The organism is Chryseomicrobium aureum (assembly GCF_016909155.1).
Classification (GTDB): domain Bacteria; phylum Bacillota; class Bacilli; order Bacillales_A; family Planococcaceae; genus Chryseomicrobium; species Chryseomicrobium aureum.
Genome location: NZ_JAFBFG010000004.1, coordinates 1 through 25,923, shown reverse-complemented (window position 1 = coordinate 25,923; position 25,923 = coordinate 1). Strand labels below are relative to the sequence as shown.

Genomic DNA, 25,923 nt, shown 5'->3' with positions numbered 1-25,923 from the left:
GAAAGAACGGAGGGGTAGTAGTGCGATTCTCTTTGTTTTCGAAAAACGACAATCACGAGCTGCACCTCGTGATGCGTGCAAAGGCGGGGGATGAGGAGGCGCTGCACGACCTTCTCATTGCCCACACCCCTTACATTAAAAAAACAGCTTCCTTTATATGCAAGCGAGCAATAGACGAACACGATGAAGAATACAGCATCGCGTATCAAGCCTTCCATGAAGCCGTCGAAAATTACAATCCGGAGTCATCTGCCAAGCTTACAACATTTGCGCATTTGATTATTAAACGCCGGATTATTGACCATATCCGAAAAGAACAACGCCATACGCAGCACCTGACGGGAGAAGCGGCGGATGTTGAAATGGCCGATATAGCGGTTAGTACATTTGCAGACTATCAGTTGCGCATGCAACGAAAAGAAGAAATTAGTGCGTATCAACTCGCGCTGTTCCCATTTCATCTTACATTTGATGAACTGACAAAACTGGCGCCAAAACATGAAAATTCCCGCAAGACCATTATAGAAGTTGCTCACATTATTGCCGACACTCCGCAATTCGTCGAACATCTAGAAGCGAAACACACATTGCCACTGAAACAAATCGAAGACCTTGTAGACATCTCACGAAAAACACTTGAACGTCACCGAAAATACTTGATTGCCCTCGTCATTTTACTGACAGGAGATTATCCCGCTCTAAAAACAATGGTGAAAGGAGGAAGACGAGAATGAAACACTACGGAATCGTGATGGAAATCAATAAAGACTACTGCATCTTTTTATCCGATGAAGGCGACTTCATGAAAGGCATTCCAGATCAAGAAGTCGATGTTGGTGAGTACACGTATTTCACAGAATACAAACTTTCCTACTTCCGAGCAAACTCGACCTTCCTTGCACCAGTGTTAGCGGTAGCAGCCACAGTTTTCCTGATCTTTGGCGCGACCTTAACGGATATGCCCGAAGCATATGCCTTCGTAGACCTTGAAAATGGAGAGCGTATCGAAATCGGCATAGATGATGAAGGGACGGTTGTTTATGTGGAAGGCTATGATCAACCGGACGCCTTGAAAAATCGGAAATTGGAAGAAGTGCTTGTAGAACTTGCTGAGACATTAGAAGGTACAGAGTTTTCAGCGGATGCGACACACGATCAACTGATTCGTGCAAAACTAGCCGATGCGATTGAACAAGCTGAGTTTGCAGTACAACAAGCCAATCAATCAGAACCCGTAGAGCAAGAGGTAGAAGCACCAATTGAAGAAGCAGTTGAAGTCGAAGAATCTGCATCTGAAGAAACCTCAGAAGCGCCGGGGCAAGCTGGAACGGCACCAGGCAAATCTGGACAGACTCCAGCAAACGGCCAGGAGCCACCAGGTAAGTCAGGAGAAGCCCCTGGTAAATCAGGTGACAATCCTGGGAAGTCTAACGAAGCCCCCGGGAAATCGAGTGATAATCCAGGCAAGTCTGAAGACGCACCCGGGAAGTCCGAAAGTGCACCCGGTAAATCAGAAGATGCCCCTGGAAAGTCCGAGAAAGCTCCGGGACAGTCTAAAGGGAATTCGGGTGAAAACGGAAAATCCAACTCCAACGGAAATTCTGAGAATAATGGAAACTCGAACTCTAACGGAAACTCGAATTCCAATGGAAACGGTAAAGACAATGGGAATGGGAACAACTAAACTCTCGAGATCTGCACTTTAAAAGTGTGGGTCTTTTTTTATTTGGTGCCTGTCACCATTTACCAGCAGTTCCCATTTGGTGCCTGTCACCAATCGTTCGTCACCATTCAATGTTTTTGAGTGATACTGCTCTTAAATTCAATCGACAAGAGGAGGTAGTGAGTTCCTGGGGAATCAGAGTATGGTGGAGACCCCGCAGTGGAGGCGAGAAGTGCAAGCTTCTCGTATGCCAAGAGGAGGCTCCGCTATGCTCCCCCTGGAACTCACTGCCGTAGCGCCAGAGATTGACTACTAAAAGTAGTGGCGTTCTCCACATCTAAATGGAATCGAGTTCCGAACGCCAGAAACACGCTCCGGAATCAGCCGCACCCGCAAAGACTGAAGAGCGCCTTCACGGGTACGTCTGATTTCCTCGGAGTTTCTAGAGTGGCGTTCTCCACATCTAAAAATACATTTGACTTTATAATTATGCAGTCGTATACTAAAAAATAACTTGTTTTGGAATCGGAGTTGAAACCACTATGAAAATCGGCATAATTGGTGCTACAGGGTATGGGGGACTAGAACTCATCCGTATTCTGACAAACCACCCGAACGTCCACGAAATCCACGTGTTTTCCTCATCAGAAGAAAATATACACATTTCGCATAAATATACGCATTTAATGAATATAATCGAACAACCTTTGCAGGCAATCTCGATAGATACCCTCGCAAAGCTAGATGTTGTCTTTACAGGCACCCCAGCAGGCGTCGCATCGACCATTCTCCCAGATCTGCTCGGGAAGGGGCCAAAACTGATTGACCTCTCCGGTGATTTCCGGATTCAAGACCCCACAACTTACGAAACGTGGTATCAAAAACCGGCAGCTCCCCAACAGGCGGTTCAAAAAGCGGTCTATGGTTTACCAGAATGGAACCGGCAACAGATCCAAACAGCCGAGCTCATCGCAAACCCGGGGTGTTATCCGACGGCAACACTACTCAGCTTGCTTCCGCTTATTAAAGAAGGCCTGATCGACCCGGCACATCTTTATACAGATGCAAAAAGTGGCGTTTCTGGTGCAGGAAACAAACCATCGCAACTCACGCATTATAGTGAGCTGAACGAGAATTTCTCGATCTACAAAATCAATAGCCATCAACACATCCCAGAAATCGAACAGACTCTCACCGTGCTGACGGGTAAAACACCGACGCTCTCATTCAATACACACCTTATCCCGATGACGCGTGGCATCATGGCAACGAGTTATGCACCGCTAACGTCAGGTACAACAAACGAACAAATTCAAGAAGCCTTAAAAACGGCCTACGACAAGGAACCATTCGTCCGTGTATTGACGGATAAATCGGTTTTCAGTACGAAGCAAGTGTATGGTTCGAACTTCTGTGACATCCAAGTCACCATCGACCCTCGGACCAACCGGGCAACTATCGTCGGAGTGATTGATAACTTGATGAAAGGCGCGGCCGGACAAGCCGTTCAAAATATGAATCTCATGTGCGGACTCGATGAAAAGGCGGGGCTGACCCTCGTCCCTCTCATGATCTAGCGAAAAGGAGCGACTCTTATGGAATTGACTATCACACAAACACTCAAAAAAATCGAACGAAAATCACTCGTCTCACCGAAAGGTTTCACCGCGACCGGCATACACTGTGGCATCAAGCATAAGAAAAAGGACCTCGCCGTCGTCATCAGCGAAGTACCGGCTTCAGTAGCAGGCGTCTTCACAACAAACGCGATTCAAGCAGCTCCACTGAAAGTCACAAAAGATGTTGTTTACAACACAAAAAAGATGCAAGCCATCTTCGTCAATTCCGGAAACGCCAATGCATGTACAGGAAAACAAGGGGATCTCGACGCGCTCGCCATGCAGCAACTCGCATCTGACCAGTTCAACATAGCACCAGAACTGATTGGTGTCGCGTCAACTGGCGTAATCGGCGAGCCACTTCCGATGGCACCGATCATCCATGGTACGGCAAAACTTCAACCAAACGATGAGTTGACGGGCGCACTCGATTTCGCACAAGCCATCATGACAACCGATACGGTAATGAAAAACACATCGTACGCAACGACGATTGATGGGAAAGAAATCGTCATCGCAGGCGTCGCAAAAGGATCTGGCATGATTGAGCCGAACATGGCGACCATGCTTGGCTTCATAACGACAGACGCGAACATCGACTCCGAGCACTTGCAAGCTGCTCTTTCGCAAGTGACAGAAAAAACGTTCAACTCGATTACGGTAGACGGGGACACATCAACAAACGACATGGTGCTCGTCCTTGCCAACGGACTTGCGGAAAACAATGCACTCACACCGGATCATCCGGAATGGGGCACATTCGTATCGGCGCTCGAAATGGTCTCTCAAGACCTTGCGAAACTGATTGCAAAAGACGGGGAAGGCGCGACGAAGTTAATTGAAGTGAATGTTACAGGTGCCGTTTCCGATGAACAAGCACGTAAAATCGCAAAAACAGTTGTCGGTTCGCCACTCGTGAAAACTGCAGTTTTCGGATGCGACGCGAACTGGGGGCGCATCATTGCAGCGGTCGGCTATAGCGGAATGGAAATAAATCCAGAAACGATTACCATCAAACTGGGGGATGTTTTAGTCGTAGAAGACAGCGAACCAGTGAAATTTTCCGAAGACCAAGCAATGAACTATTTGAAGCAACACGAGATTTCAATTTCAGTGGACCTTCACCACGGACCAGGCGAAGGCCGCGCATGGGGGTGTGACTTGACGTATGACTATGTCCAAATCAACGCAAGCTATCGTTCCTAATTGCCACGTCATCAAAATCGGAGGCAGCACGCTCGCGAACCTTTCCGAAGCCTTTATTAAAAGTTTGAAACGTCGAGTAGCTACAGGGCAGAATATCATCGTCGTTCACGGCGGGGGTCCCAACATCAATGAAGCACTTGCGCATCATGGCATTGTATCGGAAACGATCGACGGCATCCGCGTCACGACACCTGAGATGATTGCGACGATCCGCAATATTCTGATCGGGGAAGTAAACTCGGGGCTCGTCGGAAAAATCAATGCTTCGGGTATTTCAGCAGCTGGTCTTAGTGGGTTTGACGGTGTGTTTACAAGTGATTATTTAGAGCAGGAAATATATGGGGAAGTAGGCGTTGTCACAGACGTCAACGCGTTAAAATTCAAACTCTTTCTAAAAGGCGGCATTATTCCAGTCGTCGCATGCATTGGAACTTCCGCAACAGGAGATCCGCTCAATATCAACGCGGATACACTAGCGGCGGGTATCGCATCCGGTGTCCAGGCAGAATCCCTGCTATTGGTGACCGATACACCAGGCATAAAAAAAGACGGAGTCACCGTGACTGCTGCGAGTGAGCAGGATATCCGGAAGTGGGTCGCGAATGGTATTATTTACGGAGGGATGATCCCGAAAGTACAGGCCGCTCTCGACTGCCTCGAATCAGGTGTCAAGGCGGTCCAAATCACCGATGATACACTTGTCGGCACGACTGTCCAGGCGACCAACCCACTGATTACTCGACTCACCAAGGAGGTTCACACGAATGCCTGAATCACTGACAAAAAGCCGTTTGTTTCAAAACTATGCACGACGCCCGATTGAACTCGTCAAAGGGCAGGGGACGAAAGTTTGGGATGCAGATGGCAAGGAATATCTCGATTTTATCGCTGGAATCGCAGTGCTCGCTCTGGGCCATGCCAATCCGCAGGTCAATGCGACACTGAAGGAGCAATCCGAAAAACTATGGCACGTCTCGAATTTATTCGAAAGCAGTGGACAGGAACGACTCGCTGCCTTGTTGACGTCTGGCACGCATTTTGACCACGCCTTTTTCTGTAACAGTGGAGCGGAAGCGAACGAAGCCGCAATCAAACTCGCACGCCGTCACACCGGAAAGCATCATATCGTGACATTCACAAATTCTTTCCACGGCCGTACATTCGGCGCCATGTCTGCAACAGGGCAAGACAAAGTGCAAAACGGCTTTGGTCCACTTGTCTCGAAGTTCACGCATGTTCCTTTCAATGATTCGGAAGCCTTGCGTGGTGCTGTTAATGAAGAAACTGCGGCAATCATGTTAGAAATCGTCCAAGGGGAAGGAGGCGTCAACCCGACAACTCCGGAATTCGCAGCGACGATCCAAGAACTGTGCGACACGCATGGCATCTTACTGATCGTTGACGAGGTCCAAACAGGGATCGGCCGCACAGGCACACGCTATGCATACGAGCAAACGGTATTGAAACCTGATATTATCTCGCTTGCAAAAGGTCTAGGTGGAGGCTTCCCAATCGGTGGAATTCTAGGAACTGCAGAAGTCGGCGCCTCATTGACGCCAGGTTCACACGGGACGACCTACGGCGGAAACGCACTCGGTGTTGCGGTCTCCCACACCGTCGTGTCCACTGTATTTGAACCAGCTTTCTTGAAAGAAGTGGCTGAAAAAGCGGCCTACTTAAAAGACAAGCTTTCTGCGAAATACGAAGTCCGTGGTATGGGTCTCCTCATGGGACTCGTCGTCGAAGACAGCGCAGCATTCGCAGCCGACTTGCAAGCAAAAGGCCTACTTGTCGTCCCAGCTGGCGCAACCGTTGTCCGCTTGCTGCCACCACTCAACGTCTCGTACGAAGAACTCGACCAAGCAGCAGCCATCTTGCTCGGCTAATCAGCTCTCCTATGGATTAAGGCGCTCTGTGAATCGCTATCCACTATACTCTCTTGACTCTTCCCCCTCGGAAGAGTTTTTTGATGCTTTTTTCTTGGTGCCTGTCACCTTTTGGGAACGACTTCCAAAAGGTGACAGGCACCAAATTGATGAGAGCTTAGAGTCTTAAAGGTCTTACTAGGAAGGGCTTAGAGTCATAAAGGGCTTTCTAGCAAGGGCTTCAGAAAATAAAAAAATTTGATTTTATCATTGAATTGGCAATGTCCGCCAATCTGGATTCAATGTCCGCCAATAGGCAATTGAGTGTCCGCCAATCTGGATTCAATGTCCGACCAACCAATCATTGTCCGCAAAGCGGGTTTCAATGTCCGCCAATAGGCAATTGAGTGTCCGCCAATCTGGATTCAATGTCCGACCAACCGATCATTGTCCGCAAAGCGGGTTTCAATGTCCGCCAATAGGCAATTGAGTGTCCGCCAACCCGGTTTCAATGTCCGACCAAAATATCTCTCCGCTTAAAACTTTCCATGAGTCAAGCCGTTGCAGTATACTAATTGCAAAAGGAGGCTTCCAATGAAAAAAACCACCACACAAAGCTTGTCTTACCCAACTATAAACCGCCCACTTCCACAAGAAATTGACCTGCTCAAAGACTTTCAAAAGAGGTTACCCGAATTTATGACCGACAAGTATCAAGAACTCGAAAATCAGATTAAGCGAATTGATTCCGGCTACCACGGCGAGTTGAAAATCGATGGTCATCTATCAACAACCCTTCTACCAGACCCACATTTTATCTTCCCAGGTTATCACGCAAAACTTTCATCCAAACGATATGTTCAAATCGACACCTTAATCCTCACCCCGAGCTACATACTTCATTTAGAAATCAAAAACATTCGAGGTAAAATAGAGCTTTTACAAAATCCTAGCCGACTCAAAAGAACGTCAAATCTCATAGAAGAGTATTTTTCATGTCCAATCACCCAACTGAAAAGAAATCATTACGCGCTGCACCTAATCTTCCGAAAACTAAGCATTGAACTTCCACCCATTTATCCCGCACTTATATTCGCTAATCGTAATTGCGAAATTCTCACATCGGATACCCGCGTACCAATCTTTTTCCCTCTCCAAATAGAGGATCATATTTCCAAACTCAATCAACTGCCTAGAATTTTAACAAAACAACAACTAACAAAAATTAGACAGCATCTACAAAAAATAGAGTCCCCTTATTATCAATTTGATTTAGCCGAAAAGAATGGGGTTGGAATTCTTCAGTTAAAAAGAGGGGTGATTTGTGGTACGTGTAATGGACTAGTTCGATTAAACAATAGAAAATGGAGTTGTGTAGAATGTCAAAGAGTAGAGATAAACCCTATTCCTCGAACACTTCAAAATCTCCTACAGTTGAGTGATGATTTTCAAAAACCCGCATTTATAAGAGAGTGGCTGCAACTAAGAAGCCAGAAAGTACTATATCGTGCGAGAAAGGAATTGAAGTTGGAAGTACATTCGCATGGTAAGGGAATGAAATATAGATTTCGAACATAAATGCCATAACCCCTTCGCCACCCGAATCTTTCGAGTCACATCACTTGAACTCTCCTTGCCACTTCAGTACGCTAAACAAAATAACATCACGAAGGAGAGACAAACATGACAGCACTTTGGCAACAACCTCTGACTTTACCGAATGGAGCAACACTAAAAAATCGTATTATGATGGCTCCGATGACCACATATTCATCGGAAACGAATGGTGATGTTTCGGACCAAGAAATTGCCTACTACGCACGTCGCGCAGCTAGTGGAATCGGTGCTGTGATCACAGCTTGTGCTTACGTACAGCCACAAGGCGCTGGCTTTATCTACTCGATTGGTGCAGAATCAGACGATCGCCTGCCGAGCCTAAAACGTCTAGCAGCTGCTATAAATGACAACGGCAGTACGGCTATTCTTCAAATTTTCCACGCAGGCCGTCAATCAAACGGTCGCGTATTAAATGGAGGAACTCCAGTATCAGCGAGTGCCGTGGCCTATCCAAGAGAAGGTGCAGAAACGCCACGCGCACTGACTTCAGATGAAGTCGAAGAGACGATTCGTGCATTTGGGGAAGCGACACGTCGTGCAATCGAAGCTGGATTCGACGGAGTCGAGATCCACGGCGCCAACACATACTTGATTCACCAGTTTTTCTCGCCACACTCAAACCGCCGAGACGACAAATGGGGGCAAGACCGTAGTGCATTCCCACTGGCTGTCACGCAGGAAGTAAAACGAGTTGTAAACGAACGGGCTCCAGAAAACTTCATTGTTGGGTACCGCTTCTCTCCGGAAGAGAATACAGACCCGGGCTTTACAATAGAAGAAAAGCTGAATTTGATTGATCAGCTTGCTGACCAAAACCTTGATTATCTACACATTTCTCTCGGTCAATTCTTTGACACTTCCTACACAAACGAAGAAGGCACCTCACGAATTTCGCGTTTTGCGGAATTGATTAACGGGCGCACGCCACTTGTCGGCGTTGGTTCACTAAATACGAAACAACAAATTGACCAGGCCGCTGCTTCTGGCTATGCAGAACTTTTCGCAATTGGACGTCCGATTGTCACAGATCCCGAGTGGTACCCGAAACTTGTCGAAGGAAAAGAAGAGTTGCTACTAACAGAAATCGACCCGACCAACCAAGATGCGCTCGACATTCCCGATCAACTTTGGGAAAAAATCTTGAACGTCACTGGTTGGTTCCCAGTGAAGCAAACATCCTCTAAATAACAGCTATTCAGGAGCGAGCCCAGTGCTTGCTCCCTTTTTCAAATGGTGCCTGTCACCTCCGGAATCTTTATCCTACCAATGCCAAAAAGAACAATTTACCCTATAAAACTATTACAAAACATTAAATACTACCAAATACTCTCTTATTCTGTAATACTAGTGTAATATTTGTTAAAGCCATGACCAATTACTCATCAAACCATCGGTAAATTGAAAGTTTATTGCAACATGGCTGTTATTCTCCTGACACATCTAGGTGGTACGATTGTACTCGTTAGTGAAAAGGAGGAAATTCATACTATGAAAAAACAAATCGTTGCACTAACCGCTTTCGCCGGCTTACTATTTGGAGCTGCGACATCTGCATCAGCATCAGAAGACACATACACAATCAAAAGCGGAGACACACTGTGGTCTATTTCTCAAAAATATAATTTAACAGTACAAGATTTAAAGAGCTGGAACGGACTTTCGTCTGACCTCATCTTCCCGAATCAAAAACTTTCAGTGGAAGGCGCAGCGGCAGCACCATCTGCACCCGCTCAGCCAACAAAAACAGAATCTTCATCGTATACAGTGAAGTCAGGTGACACACTTTATCGCATCGCTGTAAACCATGGCGTTTCTGTAGCAGATTTGAAAGGGTGGAATGGTCTATCATCTGACCTGATCTTCCCGAATCAAAAACTTGCTGTTCAAGGTGGAAGCTACACAACACCTGCTAGTAACCCGACACCACCTGCACAGACTTCACCAGAAGCTGTGAAAACTTTCCAAGTGGAAGCAACGGCATACACAGCATATTGCACAGGATGCTCTGGAATTACTGCGACAGGAATCAACTTGCGTGCAAATCCGCATCTTAAAGTAATTGCAGTGGATCCACGTGTCATCCCACTAGGCTCACGTGTTTGGGTAGAAGGATATGGAGAAGCGATTGCTGGGGATACTGGCGGCGCTATCAAAGGAAACAAGATTGATGTATTCATCCCGAACCAACAACAAGCTTTAAACTGGGGCCGTAAAACAGTTACTATCAAAATCTTAAAGTAATCAAATAAATCCCGTAGGCTCACCAGGAGCTTACGGGATTTTTAAGTGCGTTTAAGTGTTGAAGATCTTGCTAGAAAGTTCTTTTCTTTTTAAGTACCTGTCCCAAACACTATTCTGACATTCATGACTATTCACTAACTATGCATCTGGAAGCCGCATTACTGCATTATATTTTTGATAAATATAAATTGTGTTGGAATTGTTTGGGTACCAGGTACCTTTTGGGAACCACTTCCAGTCTCGGCCATCTCACTATTTTATTAGACAAATCTTTAGCGAATGTCCGCTAACCTAGATTCAATGTCCGCCAATAGGTAGTTCAGTGTCCGCCAATCGGGGATTCAATGTCCGACCAAATCGGCGATGTCCGCTAACCTAGATTCAATGTCCGCCAATAGGTAGTTCAGTGTCCGCCAATCGGGGATTCAATGTCCGACCAAATCGGCGATGTCCGCTAACCTAGATTCAATGTCCGCCAATAGGTAGTTCAGTGTCCGCCAACCGGGGATTCAATGTCCGACCAAATCGGCGATGTCCGCTAACCTAGATTCAATGTCCGCCAATAGGTAGTTCAGTGTCCGCCAATCGGGATTCAGTGTCCGACCAAATCGGCAATGTCCGCTAACCCAGATTCAATGTCCGACCAAATCGGCGTTCTCCACATCTAAAATCAACGCCAGTTCGCCGTCATCGCCCACACCGCGACAGCTGGCTTCTCACCAGGGTTGAAAAACCGGTGCGGCAGCTCACTATCAAAGAAAATCGCATCGCCTTCCGTTAACGTGTAACGGTCCGGACCCACTTCCACAATCAATGTACCTTCTAGTATGTAGCCACACTCCTCACCCTTATGTTGAATCACTTGATCTTCGACTTCTTCGCCGGGATCGACAACCAATTTAAAGAAACCGATATCTTTTCCGATGCTTGGAGACAACAAGTGATATTCGCTGTTCGGACGGATTCGCTTTACGACCAATTCGTCGTCGCGGCGATACACATTGACACGTTCGCCATCTGTTTGATCGAAAAAGGCGAAAATCTGCACGTTCAAACTGTTCGCGAGATTCCACAAAGTTTCAAGTGAAGGGGATACGAGCCCTCGCTCAATTTGCGACACCATGCTCTGGCTAACACCAGCGCGTTTCGCAAGTTCTTCTGATGTAATTCCTACTTCTCTGCGCAACATACGAATGCGACGACCAATTTCGACCTTCGGAAATTCCAATTACTTCACCTCTCGAATTAAACGTTGTACACCTATTGTCTTATAAAGTCGAAAAATATACAATATTCAAATTTAATAAATAGTTACAAATATAAGAGTATCTCTAATATTTTTTCAATCTCTTATAACTAACCAATTTTCATAGAACTAAACATAAATTCGTTCTTTGTAACGAAACTGTAATATAACTGTAACTATAAAAACGTACTGTATCTGCTAATATTGAGCTTGTAGTTTAAACGTATATAAAATTCAAACAAATCGTAATTAACACATGGGGGACTTAAAATTTTGAAAAAAACAATTGTAACAATTGCCGCCGCGTCATTTTTGATGTTCTCACCTCTTGTCACGGAAAACATTGCAGAAGCAAGTACAACTATTGTCTACACAAATCAAGTTTCACCATTACAAGGTACATATAAAGTTAGTGCTCAAGCGCCACTACGACGCAGTGCAACAACTGGTGCTGCAGTTATCGTAAATGCTCCAGTAGGCGCTACACTAACAGCAACAGATCAAATCACACTTAATAATGTTCATTGGACAAAAGTTCGTTTCAACGGGCATCATTCCTGGACACAAACTTCTAATTTATCAAAAGTAGAAGTTGCTCAAACATCTAATTCGACAGCGCTTCAAAATCATGTGGCAAAATATAAATTCAATACAACTTCACCGATTCGTAGAGGAGCAACAACATCATATGCCTCAGTCGCAACGGTAGCTTCAGGAACTGTAGTTAATTCTGAATACAAAATCACTATCAACGGAGTTGAATGGAAGCGCGTTATTGCCAATGGTCGTAGCGGATGGGTAGAAGCAAGTAAGTTGTCCACATATACAGCACCCGCAGCTCAAACTAGCGTTTCAAATAAAATGACTGCCATGTCTGGTACATTCAAGACACTGCATAATACAAACCTTCGTCGTGGAGCTACAACTGCTTATGCGGTTATTACCACAGTACCTGCAGGAGCGACAGTAACTGCGACAGATCAAATTACTATTAACGGTGAAACATGGTACCGTGTAAAATATGGTTCTCATCACGCGTGGCTTCTAAGTTCATTGGTAAGCCAGGTTACAACACAACAAGCTTCAGCGCCTGCTGCAAACGGTTCAAAAATTGTTGATGTTGGATTGTCTCTATTAGGTACTCCATATCGTTTTGGTGGAACAACTACTGCGGGGTTTGATTGCAGTGGATTCACTCAATACGTATATAAGCAAGCTGGTAAATCAATCACACGTTCTACAGGCACACAATATGCAGAGTCTACACCAACTACAAATCCACAACCAGGTGATTTAGTTTTCTTTGCAAATACCTATAAAGCTGGAATCTCTCACGTTGGAATTTATATTGGAAACAATAAAATGGTACATTCTGGCGGAAGTAAAGCGGAAATAATTGATTTGAAATCAAATCCTTATTGGAGTAAACATATCCACAGTTACCGCTCAATTAAATAATTTTAAAGGCTTCAGTTAGATAGTAATTCTAACTGGGCTTTTTTTATGTTGTGAATAAAGCCCATATAAGAGTATTATTAATAGTAATATCGTTTATCAGATATAAGTCAGGAGGTACCAGTATGAGAAAAATTTTAATATTTTCATTAATTGTTATCATCTCTGGAGTTGCTCTATATATATTTTCTCCTGACTCGGAAGAAGTCCAACCGGTACAATTTGAGTTGAAAAGAAATTCGGAGATTAGTTATAGCAAACTACTTGTGTCTATAGAAGCAAGCACTTGGTTAAACGAGGTTGCGACTGGCGATACTGAGGAAAGTCCTTCCGCAAATGAATCTCCTATAAATAATGAGGTTGGCCAAGTTGTAATTCTAGACAGTCAAGGTATGAATAACGACTCTTTTAGTGGATCTACTCAAAAGCAAAAGCCAAACTCCTCGGGCGAAAAAACTGAATCAGAACCTAAGCCAACTGCGCCAAATACTGTAATAGAAACAAAACCGAAACCAAATGTTGGCAAAGCGCCTCCAGTAAAAAATGCTGCTACATCAATTGATGCTTCATTAATTGAAAAGGCAAAGTGGAGTACATTTACACTATATACTGATAAACAGCAAGGTAGTGGAACATTAATAAATAATATAGGGTTTGTTATTACGAATGCTCACGTTGTGGCTGAAAGTCTCTATATCACTGTAAAAGACTCTCAAGGAGTGCAATATGATGGAGTATTAGTTGGAAAGTCCGTGTCTGAAGATTTAGCGCTTATTTTTGTTAAAGAACTAATTGGGAGAGAGCCGTTAGGACTTTTGAATACAGAGGTTGAAAAAGGAGAAGAGGTATTCACAGTTGGTTCACCTAGTGGCAAGGAGAATACTATTACAATAGGAAGAGTTACGCAAACTGGTATTAATATTGTAACTAACTACACTTATAATCGTCTTTATGAAATAGATGCTGAGCTAGGCTTGGGCTCTAGCGGAGGTCCTTTGATTTCAGTTAAGAACAAAAAAATAATTGGTATAAATTCAATGGTTGCGATTGAGTCGAAGAAAATAGGTTTTAGTATTCCTTCTAGTACCTTACTGCCAATCGTGAACAACTGGATTTCTGAGTACGAGGCAACTCAAAATGAGAAGAGTAAAGAGGAATTAAGAGTAAATTTACTAACTACATTTGTTGAAGAACTATTGTGGGAATTAGAAAACTATTTAACTACACAAGATTATAGTGGGATAGAGAGTTTAATTGGTAAGGATAACGAATTCTATAACCAGTTGATTTCAGAAATTAATACGCAAACAAGAATTGTGAGAAATGAAGATCATGACCAAACGCTCACAAAAGTTAATGCATTTTCATACAAAACTCAACGTGAAATTGTGGGAACATTCGTTAATGAAAACAATGAAACTATAACAACTTCGTATAAGATAGAGCTAAAATTTCAATTTAAAGAAGATAGTTTAGTAATTCCGGTAGAGGGTAATTTCTCAAAAATTATCAGATAGAATTTGTAATTTATGTTGTATCACTATAAAATAGTAAAGTTGAGCCTAATGTAGTTTGAATTCGTAACTAAAGTGTAACAGTCGATATTCTTCAACTGTAGTATACTTGCATAGACAAAAGATTGTAGTGGTGAAATTATGATAACAAATCTATGGCTGCTTTCTGCAGTGACCATAGCATCTGCATTACTACTTACACCAATAGTAATAAAGATAGCTTTTAAATTCGGGTTCATCGATCAGCCGGAAGCTAGAAAAGTCCATTCAAAACCGATGCCACGAATAGGTGGTCTAGCTGTATTTGTTGCAGTCGGAATTGGCTTCTTGTTGTCAGATATCGTAGATGCTAAAGTGACAGGGATTCTAGTTGGGGCAGTTATTATACTTATAACGGGTTTGATAGATGATCGCTATCAAATTAAGGCGTTATATAAACTTGGCGGTCAGATGCTGGCTGTTGTATCCGTAATTGGTAGTGGTCTCAGTATTGAGATACTTAGTGTGCCGGGTGTAGGGAAATTTGAGCTTGGTATCTTTGGTGTTGCCTTCACATTTATATGGATGATTGGTATTATCAATGCCATTAATCTAATCGATGGCTTAGACGGTTTGGCAACAGGTGTCTCAATTATCATTTTTGCTACGTTTGCCTATATGGCATTCGCGGCAGGGACAGAGCTTATTTTAACGTTTTCTATTCTGTTGATGAGTGCAGGCTTAGGGTTTTTAGTTTACAACTTTAATCCAGCTAAGATATTTTTAGGAGACACAGGATCCATGTTTTTTGGTTATGGGATCGCTGTGTTGTCAGTCCTAGGACTATACAAAAGTGTTGCCCTCTTCAGTTTGATTGTTCCTATACTTATTTTGGGCGTTCCAGTCTTTGATACATTGTTTGCAATCATTCGACGGAGAGTTAAAGGCACCCCTGTATATTTGCCAGACAAAGCACACTTGCATCACCGTCTTTTGCAGACGGGGCTTTCACATAAGCGGAGTGTTTTGAGTATTTATGGCATTAGTATTTTATTTGGATTACTGGCTATTAGTTTTGAAACAATTCAAATTCGATGGTCGATTATCGCCTTGATTGCCATGCTTTTATTCTTACAGATTCTTGCAGAGCGTTTAAAGCTTATCGAAACTGAATTTAGACCTTTTATATTAATTGGCCGATATGTTATCGGTTTTAATAGGAAAACTGGTGGGAAAGATAGTAGGAGGAATAGTGACGTGATTAATTATGCAATCGTTGGCATGGGATTTATTGCTGACAAACACATTCAAGCAATTGAAGAAACACCAAATGCAAAACTTATCGCAATCTGCGATACAAATGAAGACCGTTTACAAGAGGCGCCACTAGGGGTTGCAACATTTACAGATTTGCAGACAATGTTAGATGAAATGCCAGAAATTCATGCTGTAAATATCTGTGTTCCTTCAGGATTGCACGCAAAACTGGCTTTGCAAGTTATCAACAATAAACGCCATGTTGTGCTTGAAAAACCAATGGCTCTTACTTCAGAGGATGCAAAAGCGATCATGGACGCTACTTCACAAGCAGGCGTAAAATTGACTGTTGTCCATCCAAACCGCTACCGTCCAGCGATCAAAGAATTAAAAAAGGTACTAGAACATCCAGAGGCCGGACGTGTGAGCCATGCAAACGTAACAGTCCGTTGGAATCGTAATCAAGAGTACTATGATCAAGCCCCTTGGAGAGGCACAAAAGCATTTGATGGCGGCGTTTTAATGAATCAAGCTATTCATAGCCTTGATTTGTTGCTTTGGATGATGGGGCCAGTGAAAGCAGTACAAGGTATGGTGACAACTCGTTTCCGTAAAATTGAATCGGAAGACGTAGCGACTGCACTAGTTGAGTTTAAGTCTGGTGCTGTTGCGGTAATTGAAGCAGCCACAACAATTTATCCCAAAAATTTAGAAGAGTCCTTAGCAGTTTTCACTGAAAACGGTAGCTTCAAAGTTTCAGGGGCGAACGCACTTTATATTGATACGTGGGATGCATCATTTGTTACGGAAGCTGAACGAGAGGCTCTCAAGCAAAAAATTGAACAAGACCCATGGGGAGAGCGTGGACATGTGGCGATTATTAAATCCATGACTCACGCTATTCAAACAAACACAGAGCCTGAGGTCGTGGGAGTAGATGGGTATAATCCTGTCAAATTAATTGAAGCAATCATTGATTCATCTGAAAAAGGAACGAAAATCTATTTTTAAGTGGAGTGTAGAAAATGACGAACTATTATCAACAATTGCATGATAAATTAACAAACCATACAGCAGTAATTGGAGTGGTGGGACTCGGATATGTAGGATTACCCCTCTCTGTTGAAAAAGCAAAAGCTGGATACACGGTAATTGGATTTGACGTACAACAAAGTAAAGTCGAATTAGTAAATAAAGGCGTAAATTATATCGGAGATGTAGTAGATGAAGATTTAAAAGTAATCGTGGCTTCTGGAAAATTCAAAGCATCAGCTGATTTCTCAGAACTTGCGAATGTAGATGCAGTAGCAATCTGTGTTCCTACCCCTTTAGATATTTATCAACAACCTGATACTTCTTATGTAGAAAGTTCAGCACGAGAAATTGCAAACTATGCGAAAAAAGGGACGTTAGTTGTTCTTGAATCAACTACATATCCTGGTACGACTGAAGAAATCATTTGCAAAGAGTTAGAAAGCAAAGGGTTCGTAGTTGGAGAAGACATTTTTGTAGCTTATTCACCAGAACGTATCGATCCAGGCAACAAAAGCTTCAACACGAAGAACACACCGAAAGTAGTAGGTGGAATCACTGAAAAATGTACGGAAGTAGCAGCACTACTATATAGCTCTGTATTAGAGGGAGAAGTTCATAAAGTTTCAAGCCCTGCAGTAGCAGAGATGGAGAAGATTTTTGAAAACACATTCCGCCACATCAACATTGCATTAGCAAATGAAATGGCTATTTTGTGTGAAAAAATGGGAATCGATGTATGGGAAGTAATTGATGCAGCGAAAACTAAGCCTTATGGATTCATGGCATTCTACCCTGGCCCAGGTTTAGGTGGACACTGTATTCCGATTGACCCATTCTATTTAACATGGAAAGCACGCGAATACAACTACCATACACGTCTAATTGAGCTTGCTGGTGAAATCAATAATGCGATGCCAGACTACGTAATTACTCGTGCGATGCAAATTTTGAACGAAGATGGAGTCGCTCTTCGTGGCGCAAATGTTGTTCTATTAGGGATTGCATATAAGAAAGACATTGATGATATGCGAGAATCTCCATCCTTAAAATTAGTGGAACTTTTAAAACATCACGGCGCTTCTATTACATCAGTAGATCCACATGTTTCTGCATTCAAAGTGAACAAAGAACAGTTTGAGACGGAACCATTAACAGAAGAAATTCTTGATAATGCGGATTTAGTGATTTTAGCTACAGACCATAGCGATTTTGATTACGAATTGATTGCACAACGTGCGAAAGTTATCTTCGATACGCGCAATGCATTTAAAGGAATCGATAAGCCAAATCGTTACATCAAGTTGTAGGAGGTCAAAGTGCAATGAACTTCATTCATGATAGTGCAAAAATCGGTGAAAATACTACAGTAGGTCACTTCTCTGTAGTAGAAAAAAATGTAGTTATCGGCAACAACGTCACAATCGGTAATCGTGTTTCAATTTTAGCAGGTACGATTATACATGATGGCGTTACGATTGACGACGGAGCGGTTGTAGGGAAGCATCCAAAAGTAGCTAAAACAAGTACGATGAAACTGTCAGGATCCCTACCTGCACTAGAAATCGGTAATGAGACTGCTATTGGAGCAAACGTAGTGCTCTATCAAGGTGCCACGCTAGGTAAGCAGTGTTTAGTAGCAGATTTAGCGACGATTCGTGAGAATGTAGAGATTGGTGACTTAGTCATTATTGGACGCAATGTTACTGTAGAGAACCACGTTAAAATTGGGGAGCGCTCAAAAATTCAATCCAACTCTTACTTGACTGCTTATACAACACTTGAAGATCGAGTATTCATTGCACCATGTGTCACTACAACAAACGACAACTATATGGGACGCACAGAAGAGCGATTCGATAAAATAAAGGGAGCAACCATAAAACGTGGAGCACGCGTTGGTGGAGCCTCAATTATTCTTCCAGGTATCACAATAGCAGAAGAAACGTTTGTTGCTGCGGGAGCTTTGGTAACAAAAGATACTGAAGCATCAAAGCTGATCAAAGGAATTCCTGCCAAAGTTGTGAAAGATGTACCAGAGAACGAGTTGCTTTCTAATCAATAAAAGAGGAGATATCTGATGAAGATTATTACAGTGATTGGAGCAAGACCACAATTTATTAAAGCTGCACCCGTGTCACGTAAAATTCGTGAGACAGTGGAGGAAAAAATCATTCACACCGGTCAACACTACGACACGAACATGTCTGATATTTTCTTTGAAGAATTGAACATTCCAAAACCCGATTATCGATTAACAGTCTCTAGCCCGAACCACGGAGCGATGACTGGTGACATGTTAAAAGAAATCGAACAAATTCTATTGGATGAAAAACCGGACTATGTATTAGTTTATGGCGATACGAACTCCACACTGGCTGGTGCGTTAGCCGCGTCTAAATTGCATATTCCGCTTATTCACATTGAAGCTGGTTTGCGTAGTTTCAATAAGAAAATGCCAGAAGAAATCAACCGTGTTCTAACTGACCACGTTTCTGAACTTTTGATTTGTCCAACAGATACGGCGGTCAACAACCTAGAAAAAGAATCTGTAACCCGAAATGTATATAATCTTGGTGATGTCATGTATGATGCAGTGCTTTACAATCAAGAGATAGCAAATGAAAAATCTACAATTCTTGCAGATTTACAGTTAACAAAAAAAGACTACTATTTGATCACGATTCACCGTGCTGAAAATACGGATGATCTTTCTCGTATGGAGTCTATCTTAGAAGCTTTCAAACAAATTGAAGGAACAAAAGTGTGGCCGATTCACCCGCGTACGAAACAACGATTGATGAATTATGGAGTCGACTTCTCTTCAATTCCAGGACTTCGAGTTGTTGATCCAGTAGGCTATTTAGATATGCTTGCCTTAGAGACATCCGCGAAAAAAATCATTACAGATTCTGGTGGAGTACAAAAAGAAGCTTATTTTGCACACGTTCCATGTATCACAGTTCGTGATGAGACAGAATGGGTGGAAACTCTTGTGGAAGATGCAAATCAACTAACAGGTGTTGACACAGACAAAATTGTAGCTGCAGTGAAGAAAGATGTTGCGCCTTCGTATAAACCACTGTTTGGTGACGGAGACATGGCTGGCAAGCTGAAAGATTTGATTGAATCTCACAGTCTAAAGAACTAATTTCATCTTACTTGACCTCACTCGACCTAGATTGTAGGTCGAGTGAAGTTGTTTTACGAATATTTATAAATCGGAGGTCCCAATGAGCAGTTTTTTAGTTTATTATCCTTTCCAATTAGCGACAAACCCTCAAAGTGGTTCTCAATTACGACCACTTGAAATGTTACAAGCTTTTGAACGATACGCCCAGTCTGCAAATAAAATAATGCTCATAATTTCTGGGACTTCTAGCGAGAGAATGGCCCAGTGGGAAAAATTAGTGAAAGAGGATGGCTTAGAGGGCATTGAGTTTTGTTATTCAGAAAATCAGACTATTCCGCTTTGGTTGACAGACCCCTCTCATATTCCGACGAAACCTTTTATCGACAAAAGCGTCTTTAAAGAGTTGAAGCGTAGAAATATTCCAATTGGTGTTTTTTACAGAGATGTCTATTGGAAGTTTGATGATCTCTACCCGGTAAAGGGTCTTAAGAAAGTAGCTTTACAGACAATCTATCGTTTAGAAGAAAAGTTTTATCAGAAGTATGTTTCCACAGTTTTTCTTCCAAGCCAAGCAATGTCTCGCTATGTCAGTATTGCTACGAATCATGTTCCATTGCCTCCTGGTGGGAGACGAGTCGAATTGCCGGAAAGAAAAACGCAGATTTCCCACCCACAAGGCATCTATGTGGGAGGAATAAACAGTGAGGACTATGGTGTTGAGACTCTATTAGAAGCAGTCAAAGAACTAAAGCAAGAAGGTACGCAGTTCGAGTTGCACATCGCTTGTCGTGAAGACGAGTTTGAAAGAGCAAAAGCAAAAAGGCCAGATGTCTTTCACGAGAATAACGCGACATTTTATCATAAAAATGCATCTGAGCTAGAGCAAGTCTATGCTGAGATGGACATGGCATTTATCCCTAGAAAGAAAACAGTCTACAATGATTTTTCAGTACCTGTAAAACTTGTTGAGTATTTATCTAGTGGAATTCCAGTTGTAGCTAGTGACTGTGATGCACAAAGAGAAATTATTGAACAAGGTGGCTATGGTGTCATAGTACAAGATGACAAAGAAGGAATGAAGCAAGGAATTCGAGAGATGATCCAAGCTTCTGCGGCCATTAAACTGAAAATCCAGAGTGACTTTTTACAAAACCACTCGTGGGATGCGCGCGTACACAAGGTAGTCACTACCTTAGTAGGAGGCAATTCATGAAAGTAGCATTATTTGGACCAAGTAAATCAATACACACACATAAATGGGCAGTCTATTTTAAGAACCAAGGACATGAAGTGAAGGTCATTACGTTTGCCAATCACTTTTCGAAAGAAAATGCACAGGAGGTTGACACGATAACCTTGCCAGAAACAAAAGGTGGAAAGCTAGGTTATTTATTGACTGTACCAGCCCTTAGAGGCATACTGCAGTCTTGGAAACCCGATATTTTCCATGCACACTTCATCTCTAGTTATGGGTTCGTAGGTGCCCTGACAGGGTACAAACCATTTTTTGTATCTGTTTGGGGGAAAGATATTTTCGATTTCCCCAAATCATCAGGTATCAACCGGAAAATTATTGAATTTACGTTAGCACGTGCGAATGTTGTGATGTCGACAAGTCACATCATGGCAAAAGAAACAAATCTTTATACGAACAAGAAAATATGGGTCACACCATTTGGAGTCGACACGACAAAATTTAGGCCCGCATTGATGCAACAAGAAAAATCTGAACTGTTACGAGTGGGCACTGTTAAAGCTCTTAGCGATAAGTACGGCATAGCAGACCTTGTAAAAGGATTTGCCAGTTTACACACTCGTTTTCCGGAGAGTGAATTGGTGATTGCTGGAGACGGACCACAGAGAAAAGAATATGAAGAATTAGCAAGCTCTTTAGGAATTGCAGATGCAGTTACATTCATGGGGAAAATACCACATGATCAAGTGCCACTGACAATTCAAAGTATGGACATCTTTGCAGTCCCGTCCACTGAAAATAGTGAAAGTTTTGGCGTGGCTGCTGTTGAAGCGATGGCTTGCGGTGTCCCGGTTGTAGTCTCTAATGTAGGTGGATTGCCAGAAGTAGTTGTAGCAGGTGAGACGGGAATTGTAATTGACAAAGAAAGTCCAGACCAACTTGCAGAGGCTTTAATACGTCTCGCCACTTCATCCGAATTACGAGGAACCATGAGTCGTCAAGGTGTGGAGCATGTTGCAAAGCACTACGATTGGATCAAAAATGCAAACTACATGGAAAGTCTCTATATAGAGTATATGAGAGGAGAGTTAAAATGATTAAGAAAGCAGTCATCCCTGCGGCAGGGTTTGGAACACGCTTTTTACCGGCTACTAAAGCTGTGCCGAAAGAGATGTTACCGATTGTAGATAAACCAAACCTCCAATACATTATAGAAGAAGCAATTAATTCAGGTATCGAAGACATTATTATTGTTACTGGCCGTAACAAAAAAGCTATGGAAGATCACTTTGACCGTTCAGTTGAATTAGAGCTTTTATTAGAAAAAACTAATAAACATGAACTATTAAATACTGTAGAACAAATCTCAAACCTTGTAGATATTCATTATGTGCGCCAAAAAGAACCACTTGGTTTGGGTCATGCAATATTATGTACGAAAAAATTCATTGGGAACGAACCATTTGCGGTATTATTGCCGGACGACATCATTGATAATGAAGAACCTGCACTAAAACAAATGGTAAATCATTATAATGATGTTCAATCATCAGTTTTAGGTGTCAAAGAAGTTCCTCACGATGACGTAGACAAATACGGAATCGTAGAAATTGAAAAAAGTTCCACTTCTTTATATCCAATTAAGGGTGTTGTAGAAAAACCGGCAGTTGATGTAGCTCCTTCAAACTTAGCAATTGTTGGACGTTATATTTTAACACCTGAGATTTTTGACAAACTAGAGAATGTTAAACCGGATGCTAAAGGTGAGATTCAATTGACAGATGCGATTGAATCACTACGATTCGATCAATCAATCTATGCTTGTGCTTTGGAAGGCACACGGTATGACGTTGGAGATAAATTTGGGTTCTTACAAGCTACGTTTGACTTTGCAATGAAACGTGAAGAATTGCGCGAGCCACTGAAAAAATATTTGAAAGAAAAGTTGGAAGAATAGAATGTCAAAACCTCTAAAAATCATCTATCTGTGTCAGCACTTTCCTCCTGAAACAGGAGCTCCACAGATTCGGGTGTATGAAGTTAGTAAAGAGTTGTTGAATCAAGGGCATGAAATTCAAGTAGTGACGGCATTCCCGCATCACCCCCATGGGATTATTCCGAATGAATATAAAGGAATGAAGTATCACTTTGAAAAATTAGATGGAATTCCGGTTCATCGCACGTGGATTTATCCATCACAAAAGGGTGTATTTTGGAAACGACTAATCTCGTATTTTTCATTTACATTTAGCTCGTTTTACGGACTACTAAAAGCGGGTAAAGTAAATTACATTATTGTGAATTCCCCGCCTATTTTCTTGGGGATCACGGGCTGGTTAGCAGCAAAGTTAACCGGTGCCAAGTTTATCTTCAATGTTGCAGATGTTTGGCCGGAGTCAGCCGTGAAATTGGGCTTAATCAAAAATAAGTTCGCAATCAAATTAACTGAAAAACTTGAGTCGTTTTTATATAAAAGTTCATGGAAAGTTGCGGCAGCAACCGATGGAATTCAAGAGTATGTCATTCAGCATTCACAACCAGCCGAGAAAGTATTTGTATTACCAAATGGTGTGAACACAGATTTCTTTACTTATCAATCAAAGAATAAGACAAAGCCATTTACTTTCGTTTATGCAGGTAACTTAGGATATGCACAAGGTATTGATGTGGTAATCCGAGCTTTTGCTCTAGTCAAGAAAATGCATCCTGAAGCACGATTTGTGATTGCGGGTGCTGGACCTGAAGAACAGAAGTTGAAAGAAGAAGTGAATCGACTTGACGTACAAGATGTCACATTTTTAGGCCACTTGCCTCTCAGTGAAATGCCTGCTTTGTTCCACGAATCGCATGTAAGTATCGTCCCATTGCGAAATTTGGCACTTTTTGAAGGAGCGCGCCCCTCTAAGATTTTTCCTGCCTTAGCTACAGGAACTCCTGTATTATATTGTGGGAAAGGTGAAAGCGCAGAAATTTTGACGCGTAATCATTGTGGTCTAGTTGCAGAACCGGAAAATGAGCAGTCAATAGCAGAACAAATGACTCGTGCCATTGAAATGAACGAAGAAGAATTTGAGCAGCTTTCGCGAAATGGAAGAAATTTAGTCGAAAGAGAATTTAGCTGGAAGACGATTGTTGACAGTTTACTTACTAATTTGAAAAACAAGTAAGGGAGGGGAGGATATCATGCAGCCTACTCGATTAAATAGAAAAAAGAAACGGCCTTGGAAACGAGTTTTATTATTAGTCGTAGTCATGTTATTTGCTGGTGCTACCAGCTATGCTTCTTACCTTGTTTATCAAACTAAAAATGTCACGTCGGAAATCTACGAACCGTTAGAGCGGGATACTGAAGAGACTCTAGATGATAAGTTAAATAAAATTCAAACCGATAATGAACCATTTTCAATTTTAATTGCTGGGATTGACGATGAAGATGGCGGAAAGTATGGTCGATCTGACGTGGTCTTAGTTGCAACTGTCAATCCTGAAAAAGAAACTATCACTATGGTTAGTATTCCACGAGATTCGTATGTATACATTCCAGAACTAGATTACTATGATAAAATTAACCACGCGTATGCCAATGGGGGAATACGTTATACTATTGAAACTGTGGAAGAACTATTTGAAATTCCTATAGATTATTATGTAACTACTAATTTTCAAGGCTTCCAAGATATAGTAGACAGTCTTGGGGGAATTGAGATAGACGTTCCTTTTACTTTTAAAACTCAATTAAGTGGAAGTTTAAAAGGCTTTACTTTTGAGGAAGGGGAAATGTCTGTCAATGGTAACGAAGCGCTCGCCTATGTGCGGATGCGTAAATCTGATCCTCGCGGAGATTTAGGAAGAAACGAAAGACAACAAGAAGTTATTAAAGAAATTCTGAATGAGGCTACTAAAATTTCAAGTATTCCTAAGTTTGATAATATCCTGCAAGATATAAAAGGTGCTGTTCGGACAAACATTCCTTCTAACCAATATTTACAGTTTATGAAATTGTATAGAGAATTAGGTACAGTCGAAATCAACCAAATTGCATTAGAGGGGTATGATAATACCCAAGCAGGAATCTATTATTATGGATTAACGGATGAATCCGTAAATCAAGTGCAGCAAACTTTGAAGAGAGAACTTAACATTTCTCCATATGCTTCGAACTCAAATAAGATTAACACATCAAGTGAATAACTTGGAGACACTTAAACAATTTAGGTGTCTTTTTTTATTTTTTTTCAAAATATTTTAATCTATATTACATTTGTCGGATTGTTTCGAAAGGAATTTGTCTATTAGAATAGAGGTATATAGAAGGAGGGCTTATGAGAAAAGTATTTATTTTATGTTTCACATTGTTATTTTTGGCCACGGTGATGGGGATTCCCCAGAATAGTTTACCAGTCCAGGCAAACACGATAGACTATTCACAGTACATAAATTCAAACCAAAAGACTATCAATTCTACAGTGAATTTGCGCCGTGGTGCTACTGTAGATTATGCAGTAGTAACTAAAATTCCTGCTAGTTCAACTGTAACTATAGTAAATGTGTTTGAAAATGCTTCAAAAGAAGTCTGGCTTTCAATAAAGTTCGGCTCATCCAGTGGATGGGTTCGATCTGATATGTTAGTTCTGTCACAGCTATTAGACTCGAAACGAGCGGAAGCAAGCGGAAATGTGCACTCAGGTGCAACGACAAATTATTCAGTAGTAGGTACGATTCAGAGTGGTAAATCTTACACTATACATAGCACCTTCATTAATTCCTCTAAAGAAACATGGTTTAGAGTGGAATATTCTACAGGAAAATTCGGTTGGGTAGAGAACAAAGTATTCGAAAAACCATCCTTACTAAAAAAAGCCGAGCAAACGGGAACTATTCACTCAGGCGCGACAAGCAGT

The 25,923-nt window shown here is 42.1% G+C and carries 22 protein-coding genes and 1 pseudogene; 22 read left to right on the top strand and 1 reads right to left on the bottom strand.

The annotated features are described in order from the left end of the window. Window positions 1-20: 20 nt before the first annotated feature. The 9 genes from sigI (at window position 21) to JOD03_RS05045 (ending at window position 10,211) form a co-directional block, all read left to right on the top strand. Window positions 21-734, top strand: coding sequence for an RNA polymerase sigma-I factor (gene sigI / locus JOD03_RS05085; protein ID WP_338032435.1), 714 nt, complete (start codon window positions 21-23; stop codon window positions 732-734). Further along, the gene (locus JOD03_RS05080; protein WP_204589757.1) at window positions 731-1,684 is read left to right on the top strand and encodes an anti-sigma factor domain-containing protein; all 954 of its coding nucleotides are present in this window, start codon (window positions 731-733) and stop codon (window positions 1,682-1,684) included. The genes sigI and JOD03_RS05080 overlap by 4 nt, the downstream gene beginning before the upstream one ends. A 521-nt stretch (window positions 1,685-2,205) precedes the next feature. Beyond that, entirely contained in the window at window positions 2,206-3,240 is a 1,035-nt protein-coding gene (argC, locus tag JOD03_RS05075) for an N-acetyl-gamma-glutamyl-phosphate reductase (RefSeq protein ID WP_204589756.1), read from the top strand. Window positions 3,241-3,258: 18 nt separating this feature from the next. After that, on the top strand, window positions 3,259-4,488 hold the full coding sequence (gene argJ, locus JOD03_RS05070) for a bifunctional glutamate N-acetyltransferase/amino-acid acetyltransferase ArgJ (protein WP_204589755.1): 1,230 nt from the start codon (window positions 3,259-3,261) through the stop codon (window positions 4,486-4,488). Then, window positions 4,451-5,260, top strand: coding sequence for an acetylglutamate kinase (gene argB, locus JOD03_RS05065; protein WP_239584845.1), 810 nt, complete (start codon window positions 4,451-4,453; stop codon window positions 5,258-5,260). The genes argJ and argB overlap by 38 nt, the downstream gene beginning before the upstream one ends. Next, window positions 5,253-6,374 (top strand): acetylornithine transaminase, encoded by a 1,122-nt coding sequence (locus tag JOD03_RS05060; protein ID WP_204589754.1) that lies wholly within the window; start codon window positions 5,253-5,255, stop codon window positions 6,372-6,374. Before argB ends, JOD03_RS05060 begins: the two co-directional genes overlap by 8 nt. Window positions 6,375-6,947: 573 nt before the next feature. Next, window positions 6,948-7,931, top strand: a complete 984-nt coding sequence (locus JOD03_RS05055) for a nuclease-related domain-containing protein (protein WP_204589753.1) — start codon at window positions 6,948-6,950, stop codon at window positions 7,929-7,931. A gap of 105 nt (window positions 7,932-8,036) precedes the next feature. Then, on the top strand, window positions 8,037-9,158 hold the full coding sequence (locus JOD03_RS05050) for an NADH-dependent flavin oxidoreductase (RefSeq protein WP_204589752.1): 1,122 nt from the start codon (window positions 8,037-8,039) through the stop codon (window positions 9,156-9,158). 300 nt (window positions 9,159-9,458) lie between these two features. Beyond that, complete coding sequence (locus JOD03_RS05045; protein ID WP_204589751.1) at window positions 9,459-10,211, top strand: LysM peptidoglycan-binding and 3D domain-containing protein; 753 nt, start codon at window positions 9,459-9,461, stop codon at window positions 10,209-10,211. Window positions 10,212-10,881: 670 nt separating this feature from the next. On the opposite strand, the gene JOD03_RS05040 is transcribed toward JOD03_RS05045, so the two are convergent. Further along, on the bottom strand, window positions 10,882-11,439 hold the full coding sequence (locus JOD03_RS05040; protein ID WP_204589750.1) for a helix-turn-helix domain-containing protein: 558 nt from the start codon (window positions 11,437-11,439) through the stop codon (window positions 10,882-10,884). 291 nt (window positions 11,440-11,730) lie between these two features. On the opposite strand from JOD03_RS05040, the gene JOD03_RS05035 reads away from it, so the two are divergent. The 13 genes and pseudogenes from JOD03_RS05035 to JOD03_RS04975 form a co-directional block, all read left to right on the top strand. Continuing rightward, window positions 11,731-12,915: a C40 family peptidase gene (locus tag JOD03_RS05035; RefSeq protein ID WP_204589749.1), complete on the top strand. Its 1,185-nt coding sequence runs from the start codon at window positions 11,731-11,733 to the stop codon at window positions 12,913-12,915. A 122-nt stretch (window positions 12,916-13,037) separates the two neighbouring features. Continuing rightward, complete coding sequence (locus JOD03_RS05030; RefSeq protein WP_204589748.1) at window positions 13,038-14,429, top strand: S1C family serine protease; 1,392 nt, start codon at window positions 13,038-13,040, stop codon at window positions 14,427-14,429. A 138-nt stretch (window positions 14,430-14,567) separates the two neighbouring features. Next, window positions 14,568-15,233 (top strand): annotated as a pseudogene (locus tag JOD03_RS13760) (glycosyltransferase family 4 protein); the annotation flags it as partial. Between the two features lie 429 nt (window positions 15,234-15,662). Next, window positions 15,663-16,673, top strand: coding sequence for a Gfo/Idh/MocA family oxidoreductase (locus tag JOD03_RS05020; RefSeq protein WP_204589846.1), 1,011 nt, complete (start codon window positions 15,663-15,665; stop codon window positions 16,671-16,673). A 14-nt stretch (window positions 16,674-16,687) separates the two neighbouring features. Continuing rightward, a complete protein-coding gene (locus JOD03_RS05015) occupies window positions 16,688-18,004 on the top strand; it encodes a nucleotide sugar dehydrogenase (RefSeq protein WP_204589747.1) in 1,317 nt (438 codons plus the stop codon). A gap of 14 nt (window positions 18,005-18,018) precedes the next feature. Beyond that, the gene (locus JOD03_RS05010; RefSeq protein ID WP_204589746.1) at window positions 18,019-18,759 is read left to right on the top strand and encodes an acyltransferase; all 741 of its coding nucleotides are present in this window, start codon (window positions 18,019-18,021) and stop codon (window positions 18,757-18,759) included. A 15-nt stretch (window positions 18,760-18,774) separates the two neighbouring features. Next, complete coding sequence (wecB, locus tag JOD03_RS05005; protein ID WP_204589745.1) at window positions 18,775-19,845, top strand: non-hydrolyzing UDP-N-acetylglucosamine 2-epimerase; 1,071 nt, start codon at window positions 18,775-18,777, stop codon at window positions 19,843-19,845. 82 nt (window positions 19,846-19,927) lie between these two features. After that, window positions 19,928-21,040, top strand: coding sequence for a glycosyltransferase (locus JOD03_RS05000; RefSeq protein ID WP_204589744.1), 1,113 nt, complete (start codon window positions 19,928-19,930; stop codon window positions 21,038-21,040). Further along, window positions 21,037-22,119: a glycosyltransferase gene (locus JOD03_RS04995; RefSeq protein ID WP_204589743.1), complete on the top strand. Its 1,083-nt coding sequence runs from the start codon at window positions 21,037-21,039 to the stop codon at window positions 22,117-22,119. The genes JOD03_RS05000 and JOD03_RS04995 overlap by 4 nt, the downstream gene beginning before the upstream one ends. Next, complete coding sequence (gene galU / locus JOD03_RS04990; RefSeq protein WP_204589742.1) at window positions 22,116-22,979, top strand: UTP--glucose-1-phosphate uridylyltransferase GalU; 864 nt, start codon at window positions 22,116-22,118, stop codon at window positions 22,977-22,979. Before JOD03_RS04995 ends, galU begins: the two co-directional genes overlap by 4 nt. Window position 22,980: 1 nt before the next feature. Beyond that, complete coding sequence (locus JOD03_RS04985; RefSeq protein ID WP_204589741.1) at window positions 22,981-24,189, top strand: glycosyltransferase family 4 protein; 1,209 nt, start codon at window positions 22,981-22,983, stop codon at window positions 24,187-24,189. Window positions 24,190-24,205: 16 nt separating this feature from the next. Then, window positions 24,206-25,213, top strand: a complete 1,008-nt coding sequence (locus JOD03_RS04980; RefSeq protein ID WP_204589740.1) for an LCP family protein — start codon at window positions 24,206-24,208, stop codon at window positions 25,211-25,213. A 131-nt stretch (window positions 25,214-25,344) separates the two neighbouring features. Continuing rightward, a partial coding sequence (locus tag JOD03_RS04975) for an SH3 domain-containing protein (protein ID WP_204589739.1) occupies window positions 25,345-25,923 on the top strand: 579 nt, incomplete at its 3' end.